General features: G+C 59.0%; 13 protein-coding genes and 1 pseudogene. 5 read left to right on the top strand and 9 right to left on the bottom strand.

Translation table 11 applies throughout. From position 1 onward, the window contains the following. Nucleotides 1-59: 59 nt before the first annotated feature. Nucleotides 60-956: a peptidoglycan DD-metalloendopeptidase family protein gene (locus PSH97_RS27895; RefSeq protein ID WP_305447521.1), complete on the top strand. Its 897-nt coding sequence runs from the start codon at nucleotides 60-62 to the stop codon at nucleotides 954-956. A gap of 114 nt (nucleotides 957-1,070) precedes the next feature. Here PSH97_RS27895 and PSH97_RS27890 read toward each other — a convergent pair whose 3' ends face one another. The 3 genes from PSH97_RS27890 to phoB all read right to left on the bottom strand — a co-directional run bounded on the left by PSH97_RS27890 (nucleotide 1,071) and on the right by phoB (nucleotide 4,585). Beyond that, entirely contained in the window at nucleotides 1,071-2,411 is a 1,341-nt protein-coding gene (locus tag PSH97_RS27890; RefSeq protein WP_305447520.1) for a hemolysin family protein, read from the bottom strand. Nucleotides 2,412-2,534: 123 nt separating this feature from the next. Continuing rightward, a complete protein-coding gene (gene phoR, locus PSH97_RS27885; protein ID WP_305449880.1) occupies nucleotides 2,535-3,821 on the bottom strand; it encodes a phosphate regulon sensor histidine kinase PhoR in 1,287 nt (428 codons plus the stop codon). A 74-nt stretch (nucleotides 3,822-3,895) separates the two neighbouring features. After that, nucleotides 3,896-4,585: a phosphate regulon transcriptional regulator PhoB gene (gene phoB / locus PSH97_RS27880; protein ID WP_007896474.1), complete on the bottom strand. Its 690-nt coding sequence runs from the start codon at nucleotides 4,583-4,585 to the stop codon at nucleotides 3,896-3,898. Between the two features lie 152 nt (nucleotides 4,586-4,737). Between phoB and PSH97_RS27875 the strand changes: the two genes are divergently transcribed. Further along, complete coding sequence (locus PSH97_RS27875) at nucleotides 4,738-5,124, top strand: COG4315 family predicted lipoprotein (protein ID WP_305447519.1); 387 nt, start codon at nucleotides 4,738-4,740, stop codon at nucleotides 5,122-5,124. Nucleotides 5,125-5,191: 67 nt separating this feature from the next. On the opposite strand, the gene ubiA is transcribed toward PSH97_RS27875, so the two are convergent. Together ubiA and PSH97_RS27865 are read right to left on the bottom strand one after the other, a co-directional pair. Beyond that, a complete protein-coding gene (gene ubiA, locus PSH97_RS27870; protein ID WP_305447518.1) occupies nucleotides 5,192-6,082 on the bottom strand; it encodes a 4-hydroxybenzoate octaprenyltransferase in 891 nt (296 codons plus the stop codon). Continuing rightward, complete coding sequence (locus tag PSH97_RS27865; RefSeq protein WP_305447517.1) at nucleotides 6,082-6,645, bottom strand: chorismate--pyruvate lyase family protein; 564 nt, start codon at nucleotides 6,643-6,645, stop codon at nucleotides 6,082-6,084. The genes ubiA and PSH97_RS27865 overlap by 1 nt, the downstream gene beginning before the upstream one ends. Nucleotides 6,646-6,845: 200 nt before the next feature. On the opposite strand from PSH97_RS27865, the gene PSH97_RS27860 reads away from it, so the two are divergent. The 3 genes from PSH97_RS27860 (at nucleotide 6,846) to PSH97_RS27850 (ending at nucleotide 8,648) form a co-directional block, all read left to right on the top strand. Next, complete coding sequence (locus tag PSH97_RS27860) at nucleotides 6,846-7,013, top strand: rubredoxin (RefSeq protein WP_305447516.1); 168 nt, start codon at nucleotides 6,846-6,848, stop codon at nucleotides 7,011-7,013. Nucleotides 7,014-7,031: 18 nt separating this feature from the next. Continuing rightward, nucleotides 7,032-8,180, top strand: a complete 1,149-nt coding sequence (locus tag PSH97_RS27855) for an NAD(P)/FAD-dependent oxidoreductase (RefSeq protein WP_305447515.1) — start codon at nucleotides 7,032-7,034, stop codon at nucleotides 8,178-8,180. Between the two features lie 192 nt (nucleotides 8,181-8,372). After that, on the top strand, nucleotides 8,373-8,648 hold the full coding sequence (locus tag PSH97_RS27850; RefSeq protein ID WP_003213368.1) for an HU family DNA-binding protein: 276 nt from the start codon (nucleotides 8,373-8,375) through the stop codon (nucleotides 8,646-8,648). 91 nt (nucleotides 8,649-8,739) lie between these two features. Here the strand turns inward: PSH97_RS27850 and PSH97_RS28670 are convergent. The 4 genes and pseudogenes from PSH97_RS28670 to PSH97_RS27835 form a co-directional block, all read right to left on the bottom strand. Continuing rightward, a pseudogene (locus PSH97_RS28670) lies at nucleotides 8,740-8,910 on the bottom strand (DUF6124 family protein); the annotation flags it as partial. 177 nt (nucleotides 8,911-9,087) lie between these two features. After that, nucleotides 9,088-10,275, bottom strand: coding sequence for an ankyrin repeat domain-containing protein (locus tag PSH97_RS27845; protein WP_305447514.1), 1,188 nt, complete (start codon nucleotides 10,273-10,275; stop codon nucleotides 9,088-9,090). 89 nt (nucleotides 10,276-10,364) lie between these two features. After that, nucleotides 10,365-10,955 (bottom strand): hypothetical protein, encoded by a 591-nt coding sequence (locus PSH97_RS27840; RefSeq protein WP_305447513.1) that lies wholly within the window; start codon nucleotides 10,953-10,955, stop codon nucleotides 10,365-10,367. Next, nucleotides 10,955-15,298, bottom strand: coding sequence for an RHS repeat-associated core domain-containing protein (locus PSH97_RS27835; protein WP_305447512.1), 4,344 nt, complete (start codon nucleotides 15,296-15,298; stop codon nucleotides 10,955-10,957). The genes PSH97_RS27840 and PSH97_RS27835 overlap by 1 nt, the downstream gene beginning before the upstream one ends. Nucleotides 15,299-15,304 lie beyond the last annotated feature (6 nt).

Raw genomic sequence — 15,304 nt, 5'->3', positions numbered from 1 at the left:
CGCTGGTCCATTTCAGCTGCTAGGCTCCTTCCCAGGCCTTACTCGACAGAATCTTGCCCATGCTCGCGCGCCTGCTTTTTTTCTGTGGTCTGCTCATGGCCTCCACCTCAGCTGTGGCCATGACGATTTACCGGTCCACCGACGCCAGTGGCGTGGTCTCTTACAGCGATCGCCCCACCAAAGGCGCGAAGGTGTTCGTTTTTCGGGACCGGATGGTCGAGCGTCTTGAGCGGCAGGTGTACCTCGATATCAAGAAGCAGAAGGGCATGGACAGTGTGTTCGTGCGCAACGATCTGTATGCGCCAGTCGAGATCGAGCTGAGTTTTTCCGGGCTGAGTAACGTCAGCGGTGCACCGAGCCGACCGATCCGCCGGGTGATGCCGGCGCGCAGTAACCTTCGTCTGGCACTGCTCAAGGCGACGAAGGCCGGAAGGCCGCTGGCGTATACCCCAAGGTTCGAATATTCCCTGGGCGACCCTGCAGGGGCCGCCATGGCCTATCGATATCCGTTGCCCTGGCGTGGTGGGCCGTTTCGGCTGAGTCAGGGCGCCAATGGCCAATACAGCCACTACGGGCCGAAAAACCGTTATGCGATGGACATCGCCATGCCCGAAGGCACGCCGATCATCGCGGCGCGCGGCGGGATGGTCGTTAAAACCGAGAATAGACAGACCGGGCGCGGCAACGATCCGTCGGGCAATTTCGTGCGGGTATTGCACGATGACGGGACCATGGGCGTGTACCTGCACCTCAAGAAAGGCTCGGTCAGCGTGCGGGAAGGTCAGCGAGTGGTGGTGGGCAGTGCGTTGGCGCTGTCGGGCAACACCGGCAACAGCAGCGGCCCGCACCTGCACTTCGTGGTGCAGCGCAATACCGGCTTGGGGCTGGTATCGATTCCGTACCAGTTCAATCAACCGGTGGGGGCGTTGCCCAACTTTGCGTTGGGCAAGCAGTGATGGGTTGTCTGGTCTGACGCATTTGCGAGCAAGCCCGCTCCCACAGGTCCTGCGCAAATCCTTGTGGGAGCGGGCTTGCCCGCGAAGGGATCAACACGGATCCGGATCAGCCTATCAATCCAGCATCAACACCTTGGCCAAAACGATCTTCGGCCCTTTCATCTTCTTGATGATGATGCGCAGACCTTCGACTTCCAGCACTTCTTCCTCTTCCGGCACCCGTTTCAGGGTTTCGTAGACCAGCCCGGCGAGGGTTTCCGCTTCGATGTGGTCCAGATCGATGCCCAATAGGCGTTCGACCTTGAACAGCGGCGTATCGCCCCGCACCAGCAGTTTGCCCGGCTGATACGCGAGGATCCCGCGTTCGGCCTTGCGGTGTTCGTCCTGAATGTCGCCCACCAGCACTTCCAGCACGTCTTCCATGGTCAGGTAGCCGATGATGTTGCCGTCGGCTTCCTCAACCAGGGCGAAGTGCGAGCCGCCCTTGCGGAACTGTTCCAGCAGTTGCGACAGCGGCATGTGGCGAGACACACGCTCCAGCGGCCGGGTCAGCTCGGCGAGGTTGAACGACTCGGGAATGTGATCCAGGGCCGCCAGTTCCAGCAGCAGATCCTTGATGTGCAGCAGACCGACGAACTCCTGGCGCTCGCTGTCGTACACCGGGTAGCGGCTGAACTTGTGGCGACGGAACATCGCCAGAATTTCCTTGAGCGGGGCGTTGAACTCCAGCGTCACCAGGTCTTCCCGGGAGTTGGCCCAGTCGACCACTTCCAGCTCACCCATTTCCACCGCCGAAGCCAGTACGCGCATGCCTTGGTCGCTCGGGTCCTGGCCGCGGCTGGAGTGCAGGATCAGTTTCAGTTCTTCACGGCTGTAATGGTGCTCGTGGTGCGGGCCGGGTTCACCTTGGCCGGCGATGCGCAGGATCTGGTTGGCGCTGGCGTTGAGCAGGTAGATGGCCGGGTACATGGCCCAGTAGAACAGGTACAGCGGCACCGCTGTCCAGAGCGACAGCAGCTCGGGTTTGCGGATGGCCCAGGATTTGGGGGCCAGTTCGCCGACCACGATGTGCAGGTACGAAATGATGAAGAACGCGGTGAAGAACGATACGCCCTTGACCACTTCGGCGGACTCTACGCCAACGGCGCTCAGCACCGGCTCGAGGAGGTGCGCGAACGCCGGTTCGCCGACCCAGCCAAGGCCCAGGGAGGCGAGGGTGATACCCAATTGGCAGGCCGAGAGGTAAGCATCGAGCTGACTGTGCACGGTACGCAGGATGTGCCCGCGCCAGCCGTGCTGCTCTGCGATGGCTTCGACCCGGGTCGAGCGCAATTTGACCATGGCAAATTCCGCCGCAACGAAAAAGCCGTTGAGCAAAACCAGGATCAGAGCAAAAAGAATCATGCCGAAGTCGGCGAATATTGTTGCGAGGGTCAAGCCAGGGGAAGGGTCCATGATGGAGTTTTGCGGGTTCCGTATATTCGAATGGTAAGAAAAAAGTGCGCCTGAAGGGCAGGCACAAGTCAGCCAATGTAGCGGCTGACCGGGCAATTGCCTAGTGGCGAGTGCTGACTGGTATCAGTCGGCGGCGCTGGTGACAGGGGTTTTGGTGACCTGGGCTGGGGCGAAATGGCAAGTAAACGTGCTGCCGTGGCCCGGCACACTACTGATTTCCATACGTGCCCGGTGGCGCAACAACACATGTTTGACGATGGCCAGCCCCAGTCCGGTGCCGCCGGTGTTGGAGTTGCGGCTGGAGTCGACGCGGTAGAAGCGTTCAGTGAGGCGTGGCAAGTGTTTGCTGTCGATGCCGATCCCCGAATCCTGCACGCTCAGGTGTGCGCCTTGATCGTCGCCCCACCAGCGAATGCGGATATTGCCCTCGGCCGGGGTGTATTTCACTGCGTTGAACACCAGGTTGGAAAATGCGCTACGCAATTCGGCTTCGCTACCCTTGAGTAGAATCGTCGGGTCGGCTTCCAGGGTGATGTGCTGATTGCGTTGACCGGACAGCTGCTGAGCGTCGCCCTTAATCGATTGCAGCAGGCTGTCGATGGCCACCGGTTGGTTGTCCGACGGGTAATCAGTGGCTTCCAGTTTGGCCAGCAGCAGCAAATCGTTAAGCAAGGTCTGCATGCGCCCGCCTTGCTGCTGCATCTGTTGCAGTGCACGGGTCCAACGCGGGTTCACGTCCTCGACGTTATCGAGCAGCGTTTCCAGATAGCCGCAGATCACCGTCAGCGGTGTGCGCAGCTCGTGGGACACGTTGGCGATGAAGTCTTTGCGCATCTGTTCCAGTTGATGGATACGTGTCACGTCGCGCACCAGCATCAAGTGTTCGTTGTTGCCGTAGCGAGTGATGTAGAGCTGAATACGCAGGCGATCATTGATCGGCGAGGGGATTTCCAGCGGCTCGGCGTAGCTGTCCTGCTCGAAGTATTCCTTGAAGCGCGGGTGGCGCACCAGGTTGGTCACGGGCTGGCCACTGTCCTGAGGGGTCTTGAGGCCCAGCAAGGTTTCGGCGGCGCGGTTCCACCATTCCAGGTTGCCGTCGCTGTCGAGCATGATCACCGCATCTTTCAGCGCAGCGGTGGATTCCTGGACCCGGTCGATCACCGCTTGCAGGCGCCCGCGCACCCGTTGGTCGCGGCGTTGCAGGTGGTAGATGCTGTCGAACACTTCACCCCACAAGCCATAGCCGTCGGGCGGTGCTTCATCGGGTTGGTGCTGGCGCAGCCATTCATGCAAACGCAGCAACTGCTTGAGGGTCCAGGCCAGATAAAGGCCCAGGCCCACGGCGAGGCTCCAGCCGTAGTAGCCGGAAATCAGGCCGATCACCAAGCAGGCGGTGACCAGCAACAGCATGTGGCGAATCAGGGTGCCATGCCAGTTTTGGTTCACGGAAAAATGCGTCCTTGTCAGCGAGTCTGGCGGTCGGCTCAGGCCTTGGTGGAAAACCGGTAGCCGGTGCCGCGCACGGTTTGTACCAGATTTTCATAGGCATCGCCGAGGGCTTTGCGCAGGCGACGGATGTGCACATCGACCGTGCGCTCTTCGACATAGACATTGCCGCCCCAGACCTGATCCAGCAACTGGCCGCGAGTGTAGGCACGTTCCTGGTGGGTCATGAAAAATTGCAGCAAGCGGTACTCGGTCGGGCCCATCTCGGCGGGTTTGCCGTCGATGGTCACGCGGTGGCTGATCGGGTCCAGCAGCAGGCCACCGACTTCGATCGGCGCTTCGCCATCGGTCGGGCCGGCGCGGCGCAGCACGGCTTTCAGGCGCGCCACCAGCTCACGTGGGGAAAACGGTTTGGTGATGTAATCGTCGGCGCCGACTTCCAGCCCCTGGATCTTGTTGTCCTCTTCGCCCTTGGCGGTGAGCATGATGATTGGGATATCCCCGGTCAGTTCATCGCGCTTGAGCCGGCGGGCCAGCTCAATACCGGAGGTGCCGGGCAGCATCCAGTCGAGGAGGATCAGGTCCGGTTTACGGTCGACGATGATGGCATGGGCCTGCTGGGAGTTCTCGGCCTCCAGGCAGTCATAGCCGGCCATTTCCAACGCAACGGCGATCATTTCGCGAATGGGCGCTTCGTCGTCGACGATCAGAATGCTCCTGCCAACCATGCCTTAATCCTCTTGTCATTTAACTGTCTTGCGCCGCATTAGATAACGGAATTATTGCAGTCGTGTGACAGTATTTTAGCCGTCCTGCGATTGTCGCGATCCTGAACTAAGCTCTAAGTCCGAATCCTGACAACCACAAGAGGAAGGTTTCCATGAATCACATTGCTCAATCCTGGAAGGCCCTGCTGGTTACGGCTGCGCTAACGCTGTCGCCCTTGGCCTTTGCCGCCGAACCGGCCACGATGAAAGACGGCATGATGGTCGACCACAAGGGTATGACCGTTTACACGTTCGACAAGGACAAGGATGGCAAGTCGATGTGCACGGGTGAGTGTGCGACGATGTGGCCACCGATGATGGCCCCGGCAGGCGCCAAGGCCGAAGGCAAATTTACGCCAATCAAACGGGATGACGGCACGATGCAATGGGCTTATGACGGTAAGCCGCTGTATATGTTTATGAAAGATGAAAAGCCTGGCGAAATGAAGGGTGACGGCATGAAGGATGTCTGGCGAGTCGTCCGTGAGTCGCAAAAGTAAACGGCTCAAGGTTGTAGCCGCTGCCGAAGCCTGGGTTCGGTAGCGGCTACGCGAAGATGTGGGTTGCTCAGCGATTGGCGTAATCCAGCACAATCCCGACAAAAATCGCCAACCCTGCCCAATGGTTATGCAAAAACGCCTGGAAGCAGCGCATCCGGTCCTTGCCGCGGGTGTACCAGAACTCCCACGCAAAACAACCCGCCGCCGCCAGCAACCCGAGGTGGAACCAGCCACCGAGCTGGAATTTCGAACCCGCCAGCAGCAGGCATCCCAATGCCAATCCTTGCAGGGTCAGAATGATCACTCTGTCGGCATCGCCAAACAGAATCGCCGTGGATTTAACGCCGATCTTCAGGTCGTCGTCGCGATCGGTCATGGCGTAATAGGTGTCGTAGCCCACGGTCCACAACAGGTTGGCGATCCACAACAACCAGGCCGTCGCCGGCAGCTCACCGGTTTCGGCGGTGAATGCCATGGGCATGCCCCAGGAGAACGCCGCGCCCAGTACCACTTGTGGGTAATAGGTGTAGCGCTTCATGAACGGGTAACTGAAGGCCAGGGCCAAACCACCCAGCGATAACCAGACCGTCTTCGCATTGGTGCACAACACCAGCAAAAAGCTCACGCCCATCAGCACCGCGAAGAACACCAGGGCTTCTTTCGAGCTGATCTTGCCACTCACCAATGGCCGCTGTTCGGTACGTTTCACGTGGCCATCGACCTTGCGGTCGGCCCAATCGTTGATCACACAACCACCGGCGCGGGTCAGTACCACGCCGAGCACGAAAATCACGATATTGGCCAACGAAGGCGAACCTTCACCGGCAATCCAGAGTGCCCACAACGTTGGCCACAGCAGCAAATAAATGCCGATCGGCTTGTCCATACGGGTCAGCTGAATGAAATCCCAGGCCCGAGGATTCACGCGGTTCAGGGACTTGAGCAGGCTCTGGTACATCAGCAATTCTCCGGATGGGCGCGGGTGGTGTTCCACAAGGTCGGCAGGAAAATCTCGGCCACCAGCACGCTCAAGGCACCGCGGTCGAAGCGCGAGCGCCGGCCCCACAGTTCAGGCGCCTGAGCGTCCACCGGCAACCATGCTTGAGGATAGTGACAAACTTCGATGGCCCGGCGCTGAAACGCTTGATCGCAAAACAGCAATTCGCCCAGCGAGCGGCTGCCCAATTCATCCATCTGTAATCCGTCGCCCTGCAACGCACTACGCGCCGCTACGCTGCGGGCAAACACCCAGGCTTCACCATGGCCGCGCAGATACACCTCGCGCACCCAGCCCTCGCTGCCTTCGGCCAGCTCCAGCGCGGCACATTCGTCCGCGCGTAGCGATTGCCAGCCTTCGAACAGCGGCGTGACGCTGAAACTGTCATTCGACAGGCGGGTCAGGCGCCGAGTCAGCGACCCTTCATCGAACAGCCAATCGAGCGTAGACGTGTCGGGGAGGGGCGTCAGTTGGCTTCGAGGAAGCCAGATCGGTGTCGCGGAGGGGGATTTTGAGTGCGGCACAGTGAGTCATTATTGGCAGCAAATGAGGCGGCGAGCTTACCATGTCAGGCGGCGAGTTTGATTGATCCGGCCTGCCGATGCGCCGAACAGGCTTGCATCTGCCGGGCCCGATCAGTACAAAACGCCCTGAGCCGGACGGCAGCGCTTCATCCATCGACCGTTCGCGCCGGCAAAAGCCTGAATCCTGAGGAAATACTTGAATGAAAAAGTGGCAATGTGTGGTCTGCGGCCTGATTTATAACGAAGCTGACGGCTGGCCGGACGATGGCATTGCGCCGGGCACACCGTGGCAGGACGTGCCGGAAGACTGGCTGTGCCCGGACTGCGGCGTGGGCAAAATGGATTTTGAAATGATTGAAATCAACTAAGCATCCAAGGAGTAAGGAATGAACACACCTGTCGTGATCGTCGGCACTGGGCTGGCTGGCTACAACCTGGCCCGGGAGTTTCGCAAACTCGATGGCGAAACCCCGCTGCTGTTGATTACCGCAGATGACGGGCGCTCCTACTCCAAGCCGATGCTTTCCACCGGCTTCGGCAAGAATAAAGACGCCGATGGCCTGAGCATGGCCGAACCGGGCGCCATGGCCGAGCAATTGAAGGCCGAAGTGCGCACCCACACGCGCATCAGCGGCATCGATCCGGGCCACAAGCGCCTGTGGATCGGCGAAGAATCGGTGATCTATCGCGACCTGATCCTGGCCTGGGGCGCGGAAACCGTGCGCGTGCCGATCGAAGGCGACGCGGCCGATGCCGTTTTCCCGATCAATGACCTTGAAGACTACGCACGCTTTCGCGCCGCCGCGGCCGGCAAGCATCGGGTGTTGCTGCTGGGCGCCGGTTTGATCGGCTGCGAATTCGCCAACGACCTGATTCTCGGGGGCTATGAAGTGCAACTGGTTGCACCCTGCGAACAAGTCATGCCGACCTTGCTGCACCCGGCGGCTGCCGCTGCGGTCCAGGCCGGGCTGGAAAGCCTGGGCGCGCGCTTCCACCTCGGGCCGGTGCTCAATCGCTTGCAGCGAGTGCCTGATGGCCTGGAAGCGCATCTGTCCGACGGCCAGGTCATCCCTTGCGATGTAGTGATTTCGGCCATTGGTCTGCGTCCGCGCATCGATCTGGCGGCCGCTGCCGGGTTGCAGATCAACCGTGGCGTGGTGGTTGACCGTCACCTGAAAACCTCTCACGCCAACATCTACGCCCTGGGCGACTGCGCCGAGGTCGATGGGCTGAATCTGTTGTACGTCATGCCCCTCATGAGCTGTGCGAGAGCGCTGGCCCAAACCCTCGCCGGAAACCCGACGGTGGTGAGCTATGGCCCGATGCCGATCACCGTGAAAACCCCGGTCTGCCCATTGGTGGTTTCACCGCCACCACGGGGCGCGGAGGGCGTCTGGACGGTCGAAGGGCAGGGCGCGGACATCAAAGTGCTATGCCGCGACAGCGCCGGCAAATTGCTGGGTTACGCCCTGACCGGCGCGGCGGTGATGGAAAAACTCGCCCTGAACAAAGAACTTCCAGCCCTGTTGGCGTAAATGCCTGTCGTTCTGTCGGAATCACCCCGTTTTTGCCCCTACAAAGGTCGCGGGGAGACTGGCGCCGCTCTTGCGCGCGTGCCATCCTCATTCCCGTCTGCCGCAGAGTAGAGCACCTGCGGCGCCTTGGGCGCTGTTCCAACGAGAACAGCACGGACATAACAACAAAAAACCGTCAAAGGGGCTTCACTAATGCGTAAACCAGAACTCGCCGCTGCCATCGCGGAAAAAGCAGACCTCACCAAAGAACAGGCCAACCGCGTTCTCAACGCCGTTCTCGAAGAAATCACCGGCGCTCTGCATCGCAAGGATAGCGTCACGCTGGTGGGCTTCGGCACCTTCCTGCAACGCCATCGCGGTGCCCGCACCGGCAAAAACCCGCAGACCGGTGAACCAGTCAAAATCAAGGCCAGCAACACTGTTGCGTTCAAGCCAGGCAAGTCGTTGAAGGACAGCGTTAATCCGTAACACGCATCGACTTCCCGCACAGCGGGTGAGCAGGATAAAAAAAATGGGCACGCCAACGAGGTTGGGTGCCCATTTTTTTGTGGGTGGCGGATTAGCTGACGCGGCTTTGTTTTCTGGCGAGAATCGCTGCTATTTCCGGCTCATTAAGGTGGTCCAGCGCGCGCTCTACCAACAAATGCACCCCATCAGACATGCGGCTGAGCGCCAGGGCTACGGAGCGGCGTGAACCGTCCACATCGTCGGCGAGGTCGGCGGCGATGGCGAGGGATCATGATGGGCGCGAGCTGGAAAAATGGGCACACCGACTGGATCAGGCCCCCATTTTTGTTGGCCGCAGAGATGAATTTCTAACGAAGTCCCTCTACCCGTATCTGGTCTTTTTCTCCGCCCCAAGGAACGTCCAACAGGTACTTGGCTGGTGCTTTGCCGCTCCACTTTTCTACTGCATTATCTCTGGATCCGGAGTCGGAATGACCACACTCGCCCAACTGGCTGTACGTTTGCGTTGTGTCAGAGCACGCAATGCTGCTGCGTCGGGTTCGCCTTTTTTCGTGAATTTGACAGGTGCCAAAACATAGAGCATCACCTTTTCATTGTCGGGGATCGTCTCTTTTTCAGTTTTCGTATCCCAGGCTTTATCCACGGCCACGAAAGCATCCACCTCGTCTGGCCAGGCCAGGTTGGCATACAAGGCATCGGAACGACGAATCAAGAAGCCTTCCGACAAGGGGCCATCATCGAACGTGTGGCGAGCGAGCAGAGACAGCAACTCAACCGGAAAAACCCAAGGACTGTGGGGGGTAAAACCTTGCTGCGTAAGAGGCCAGTCGCCAGGCAAACATACGAATAATTCGGTATGAGGACTTTTGGCAAAAAGTCCGATGGTGAAGAGTAACTTGAACTTGTTTTTGCCATCAATACAGCTGATACGCAACTCCAGACCCTCTTCATTAGTGAAGGGACTCAGTTGTGCGGGTAAAACCCAGCCAGCGGTGTTGTGCACGAAAGTGACTATAGAACCACCAAATTCCTCGGGTCGGCTTTCAACAATGTCCATGATACTGACCGCCCCCGATTTTCTTAAGGTGGACGCAATCTCTGTAAATCCCCAGGTATTGGCGATGTCCAATGGCGCGGTATTCAGCCTGGTGTGCAGTCGATTGATGTTGGCATGGTGTTCTATAAGAAGATTGACGACGTCCTGATGCCCAAAGGTAATCGCGTTAATCAGGGGGGTGGTTATGCTGTTAGGCCACCCATCCACCAAAGCACCGGCCTCCAGAAACCATTGGCATGTTTGTAGATGTCCATTGCCAGCGGCTGCGGCAAGTGGCGTGCTATTGCCGGAACTGACGGCAGGCTGGTCCAGCGCAATACCTAAAGACACCAATAAGCGGCAAATTTCGGTTTGACCCCGTTCGGCAGCCATATGCAGCAGGGTCTCTTGCCCATCAAGGCCGTACATGGGCAGGTGCAATAGAACGGAATTTTTCTCTAGGTGCTTTTTTAGTGAGGCTGCATTTCCCGACGCGATGTCTGCATGAATGGCTAATAGAGTTTTGATGTTCTTTTCATAGATTTCTTCTGGGTTCACCAGAAGACTAACCATAAAAGTGTTTTCAATCATCACTAATCCCAAGGAACGATCCTATTTGAAATCATGCCGTTAGCCGCTGCCAGCACGGCGCCGAGGATGCTATAACTTGTCAATGCTGATCAGCAAGATTGCGTGATGGTATGAAACGTTCTCTTGTTTTCATCAAAAAATAAATAAGCCTGAGAGTTGTCATGGCTTAAATCACTAATATCGAGTTGCCCCAAAAAAATCATTGGTTTTCCATCCTGTATAGGCCATTCGGGGTTTTGGAGCCATTTGGGTGGTGTCTTCAGAGAGCGAAAATCACTTTTTATTTTTTCCTTTAACCATAGCTGCAGCTCTTTGGCGCTAAGTGATTTTTTGTCTTCAATGAGGCTGGATAGATAATCTGATGGTAGGGATAACCATTTTGGCTGAACTTTAAGCGTTAGGTTAAATAGATCTTCATATTTTTTTTCGACCTTGTGGGGTATATTTTTCTTATTTAGAAAGTCAGATAGAAGAGTTTGGGTGTTATATATGGATTCAAGGTTTTCATAGTTTTGACTAATGGTGTATGTGTATAAGTCTGGCTCTGCCACGTAAGCTGGTAAATTTTTCTCGCTTCTTAGTAGTTCTTCAATTGATGGGTCAGCATAAATTTTCCCTTCGAATTCTTTTGGCGAAATGGATGCTTCGACAAATTGCTTCACAATTTCTATAGCAGTCATTACTTAGTTCCTAGATGTCTGAAATCATCAAGTTCGGCATGTTGTTCTCGTGTGACTTCCCGTAAGTTTCGGGGGTTGTTCACGCTGACTCCGCCATTGCGTTGAGGGTTGTGATGGTGCAACTCCATCGAGTTTCCGTTTGCGTCCAAGGGGGCCGAGCCGCGTTTCATTCGGCTCATATTGGCTGGACTGAACTCACCTGAAGTTTTCGAGGCTTCGTGTCGATTCTTCCAATACCTTGACCTCACTACGTCCCATGCAGGAGCTTTGCCGTTAGGCAGAGGTTTATCAATAGCGTCGCCTCTTTTCCAGCGTTTGAACTGGACACAACTCCAACCCCATGGGTCCACCCATCCAACGGGGTTATATCCATATTGATATAGGTTTAATCCTCCCTTCAACCCAATCGGATCCGGCGTAGTAAACCGCCCCACATCCGGATCATAAAATCTGAACGTATTGAAATGCAGCCCCGTCTCCCGGTCCAGGTACTGCCCCTGAAACCGCAGGTTTTGCTCTTCAATGTAGTACGGCTCGCGCACCTCTTCTAACGTGTTGCCCCACACCCGGTAGCTCGCCTGCCAGACGTTGTGGCCGTCTGCCTCGGTGAGCTGTTCCGGCAGGCCGTTGAGGTCGTTGTGGTAGTAGCGGATTTTTTGCAGCGGGCCGGTGCCGTCGACCCGGGCCAGGGGTTCGTAGCCTTCGTCTTCGTAGAGGTAGAGGCTGGTCTGCTGATGGCGATGTTCCTGCAACAGACGCAGGCCGTCCCAAGTGAAGCGGGTTTCGCCGAGTGGGTAGCCGTTGGTGTCGTGCTCGGTTTTTTCGATGCGTCGGCCCAGCGGGTCGTAGGTCATCCTGACCACGCTGCCGTTTTCATTGCGCACTTCAATCAACCGGCTTTCGGCATCGTAACCGAAGCGTTGCAGGCCCCGTTTAGCACTGCGTTTTTCGATCATCCGGCCAAACGCGTCATAGCGATAACGCTTGTCCTGATAGGTCAGCAGTTTGTTGTGCACCACCAGCCCGGCGCCGGGTTGTGGGCCGTCCAGCAGGTTGGCGGCGGCGTCGTAGGCGAAGGTTTCGCGCTGGCCGTGCAGGCTGTCCTGGCTGGCGATGATGCGGCCAGTGGCGTCGTAGTGCAGCAGTTGGCGGTGTTGCGCGGCAGGTTGCTGGTCGAGTTTGCCGATCAGGTTGTCGGCGGGGTCGTACTCGAAGTGTTTCTGCACCGCTGCCGGCATCAGCGATGGCTGGCTGCTGTGTCGGCGTTGGCGTGAGCGTAAGCGCCCGCTGCGGTCGTATTCGCTACGGGTGCTGATCTGGCCTTGGGTGCGCAGCACTTCGCGGTGCAGGCGGTCGCGTTCGAAGTCGCTGATGACCTGACCGTCGAGGTTGATCTGGTGCAGATGGCCGCTGCCGTAGTACAGGCGATTGACCCAGCGGTCGTCGGGCAGTTGGGTCTGGATCAGGTTGCCGAGTTCATCGTAGTGGTGGTGCAGGCTGCCGGCCGCGCTTTGTTCTTCGAGCAACTGGCCGAGGGCGTCGTAGGCGAAGCTCAGGGTTTGCGCGTTGCCCTGGTGGTCGGTGAAGGTGACGGCGGTGAGTTGGTCCAGTGGGTCGTAGGAGTAGTCGGTGCGGCCATCGTCGGTGACTTTGGCGATCAGCCGGCCGACGGCGTCGCGTTCCAGTCGGTGAACGATGGGAGCGGGGGGCGACTCGGGAACGACGGCCAGGCCGTTGCCATAAGGCGCCGGAACAGCTGTCACCGCCGCGACGTTATCCAGCAGGTCATAGGCGTAGCGCTTGGCGCTGCCATCCAGATCCTGTTGTTCGGTCAGCCGATCGCCAGCGTCCCAGGCAAACCGATAACTCTCGCCATTCTCATTGGTCAGCGCCTGCAACCGCCCGTAGCTGTCATACCCGAACTGCACCTGGCGGCCATGGGCGTCGGTACGCTGACGCACCTGGCCGCGACGGTTGTGTTGATAGAGCGTGGTGTGCCCGGCCGGGTCGGTATAGCCGGTCAACTGACCGCTGACGTCGCGCTGATATTGCTCGGTGCGCCCGTCCGGCAATTGGCTGCTGAGCAAGCGCCCTTGGGCGTCGTAGCTGAATTGGGTGCGCTCGCCGAGGGCATCGGTGATGGTTTGCAGATAGCCCCGGTGGTCATAGCTGAACCGCGTCGGATAACCCGAGCAATCGATGTGTTCGACCAGTTGGCCGAACGGGTTCCAGCGCAGCCTTTTGCTTTTGCCGGTGGCGTCGATGATCTCGACGACCTGGCCTTGGGTGTCGTAGCGGTAGCGGGTGATGTGGCCCAGCGGATCGGTTTCGGCGATGCAGTTGCCGCGCTGATCGTAGCGATATTGCCAGCTGCTGCCTGCAGCATCGGTTTCCACCAGCGGCAAGGCCCAGTGCTCGAGCCATAAGGTCGAGTCACTGCGGCCCAGCGGGTCGGTTTCGCCGATCAGGTTGCCGGCGTCGTCGTAGCTGTATTCGTAGCGCCCGCCCTGCGGGTCGGTGGCGTTGAGCAATTGGCGTTCGTCGTTCCACTCGAACTGCCAGGTCTGGCCGAGGTTGTCGGTGTATTCGGTGATCTGGTGCTGGGTGTTCCACCGGCGCGTACTGACGCGCTGCAGGCCATCGGTGATGCGCGTGACACCGGCGACGAGGTCGTAGTCGAACTGGTAAGTGTCGCCCTCGTCGGTCCAGTGCCCGACCACGCGCCATTCAAGGTCTTCAACCAACGCCCATTCATAAAAGCACCGCAGCCCCGTGGGCAACTGATGCTCGACCATCCGCCGCCCGGCGTCGTATCTGAAGCGCCGTTGCACCTGGCCGGTGGCGTCGCGCACTTCGGCCAGATTGCCCACTGTGTCGTAGCCATAACTGACGAGCACTTCACGATGCTGGTCGGGATACACGCGCTCCATTCGAGCCACGCGGTCGCGCTCCCGAATCAATTCGACCTGCACCAGATCGAAGGTGTCCCGCAGGCGCGCCAACCGTCCGGCGTCGTCATAGTCGAGGTGGATGCGGTTGTCATTGCGGTCGCCCAACTGATTCAGGCGCAGCAGCGATGCATTCCCCGGCGTCGGGTCGAACAGCCGATACAACCCGTCATCGCTTTCAATCAACAATTCCCCATTGCGATGCCGCCGAACACTCAGCCCTTCACCCGCACTGAACACCGCGCCACCCAGGGGGATCGAGCCCATGTCGATGCGCCGGCCCTGTTCGTCGGTGTACACCAGCGTTTCCCCGCCCTCCGGGTGAGGCAGGATTTCAACGCACACCTCGTAGGACACGCTCCAGCCTGCGCCGAACAGCCCGTCGCGGCGTTCGTCGCGGCTGTTGTAGAAGCGCTGCCAATCAATCGGCAAGATGCCCGGCAACACGAAGTCCAGCTCTTCATCGCCCCCCAGCACCTTGGCCCCGGTGGCGGCATGCACCGGGTTCGACGAGCCCATGGCGGCGTTGGCCATGGCGCCCATCGCGCTGCTGACGGCCATCGACGTCGCGCCGCCGATCAGCATGCACGGCAGTTTGCTGAAGAACTTGCCTTTGCCGCCCTTGAGCATCAGCAACGCGGTGACCGCCAGCCCCACGCCCGGGGTTTTGCCGCTGCGGATTTCGCGCACCACCACCGAACCGCCGCCAATGGTCACGTTGGAGGAAATCAGCCCGGACGATACGACCTTGGCATCGCAGGTGCTGCGGTCGCCACTGCGCACGGCGGGCTGGCCGTTGATGGTGACTTTGTCCGAGCCCTCGGCCATGAACTGCGGTGGCATCGGCGGATGCTTCATGCAGACGAGCAGGTCCAGCGGCTTGGGCACTGCGCCGGGCGCCGGGGTGGCGACAGTGGGGCGCCACATCTGGGAGAAGAAGCTTTCGGCCATGTCGAGGTAACTGGCTTCGGCTTCCGGCTCGGGTGCCTCCAGCTCGGTGCCGGCCGGCGCGACATGGGACGGGATCGCCCCGGCGGCGCGGGCGGCAGGGATGTTATTGGTCAGGGTGTTGGTGGAGCCGGTGAGAATGTTCGCCTGCACCGTGGGCGGAAACAGCGCGTTACTGAAGCTCTCGCATAAATTGCTCAGGCCTTTGTCGGCCCCGGTCTTGCTCATGGCGAGGCCGACGATCGTGCCCACCACCAAACCGAGCACGAAGCAACCGAGGCCGCCGGTGACGACGGTGATGCCCGTGGCCGCGACCACGGCAGCCGTCGCCACTGCGGTGATCGCAATGTTGGCCGCCACCTCCAGCACGCCGCCAAGAATGTCGGCCATCATCGAGGTGTGGCTGAGTGCATCGCCCAGGCGGGCGGCCCAGAGTGCGTCAGACATGCAGGG

The sequence above is a fragment of the Pseudomonas cucumis genome (assembly GCF_030687935.1).
GTDB lineage: Bacteria > Pseudomonadota > Gammaproteobacteria > Pseudomonadales > Pseudomonadaceae > Aquipseudomonas > Aquipseudomonas cucumis.
Note: the sequence above shows the minus strand (reverse complement) of the source record. Positions and strands in the feature narration are given on the sequence as shown.

What these genes read in the sequence shown, in the direction of transcription:
- PSH97_RS27890 (WP_305447520.1), bottom strand. Translation starts at nt 2,411, where the DNA reads ATGGACCCTTCCCCTGGCTTGACCCTCGCAACAATATTCGCCGACTTC.
- PSH97_RS27860 (WP_305447516.1), top strand. Translation starts at nt 6,846, where the DNA reads ATGAAAAAGTGGCAATGTGTGGTCTGCGGCCTGATTTATAACGAAGCT.
- phoB (WP_007896474.1), bottom strand. Translation starts at nt 4,585, where the DNA reads ATGGTTGGCAGGAGCATTCTGATCGTCGACGACGAAGCGCCCATTCGC.
- PSH97_RS27855 (WP_305447515.1), top strand. Translation starts at nt 7,032, where the DNA reads ATGAACACACCTGTCGTGATCGTCGGCACTGGGCTGGCTGGCTACAAC.
- PSH97_RS27840 (WP_305447513.1), bottom strand. Translation starts at nt 10,955, where the DNA reads ATGACTGCTATAGAAATTGTGAAGCAATTTGTCGAAGCATCCATTTCG.
- PSH97_RS27895 (WP_305447521.1), top strand. Translation starts at nt 60, where the DNA reads ATGCTCGCGCGCCTGCTTTTTTTCTGTGGTCTGCTCATGGCCTCCACC.
- PSH97_RS27835 (WP_305447512.1), bottom strand. Translation starts at nt 15,298, where the DNA reads ATGTCTGACGCACTCTGGGCCGCCCGCCTGGGCGATGCACTCAGCCAC.
- phoR (WP_305449880.1), bottom strand. Translation starts at nt 3,821, where the DNA reads ATGCTGTTGCTGGTCACCGCCTGCTTGGTGATCGGCCTGATTTCCGGC.
- ubiA (WP_305447518.1), bottom strand. Translation starts at nt 6,082, where the DNA reads ATGTACCAGAGCCTGCTCAAGTCCCTGAACCGCGTGAATCCTCGGGCC.
- PSH97_RS27845 (WP_305447514.1), bottom strand. Translation starts at nt 10,275, where the DNA reads ATGATTGAAAACACTTTTATGGTTAGTCTTCTGGTGAACCCAGAAGAA.
- PSH97_RS27850 (WP_003213368.1), top strand. Translation starts at nt 8,373, where the DNA reads ATGCGTAAACCAGAACTCGCCGCTGCCATCGCGGAAAAAGCAGACCTC.
- PSH97_RS27875 (WP_305447519.1), top strand. Translation starts at nt 4,738, where the DNA reads ATGAATCACATTGCTCAATCCTGGAAGGCCCTGCTGGTTACGGCTGCG.